Here is a 218-nt window from a genome sequence, read left to right as displayed (position 1 = left end):
CCGGCATGGTCAGCGGCCGTGCATGGCTTTGCGTGACGGGCGCCTTCCAGCCCGCCAGCATCAGATGGATCAGGGTGGACGGGTCCTGCGACTGCAGCGAGAAATTGCCGGCCAGCGGCGGGAACACATCCTTCACGCCACCGCCATCGGCACGGTGGCAGTCGGCGCAGAACTGCAGATAGCCCAGGCCGCCCCGGCTGGCGTAGAGATCGGCAGGC

General features: G+C 68.3%; 1 protein-coding gene. It reads right to left on the bottom strand.

Annotation, left to right across the window (positions count from 1 at the left end; all coding sequences use genetic code 11):
* A partial coding sequence (locus RRF55_RS28945; protein ID WP_439419439.1) for a c-type cytochrome occupies window positions 1-218 on the bottom strand: 218 nt, incomplete at both ends.

Origin of the sequence: Klebsiella sp. K47 (assembly GCF_051858335.1) — a bacterium.
GTDB lineage: Bacteria > Pseudomonadota > Gammaproteobacteria > Enterobacterales > Enterobacteriaceae > Klebsiella > Klebsiella pneumoniae.
Note: the sequence above shows the minus strand (reverse complement) of the source record. Positions and strands in the feature narration are given on the sequence as shown.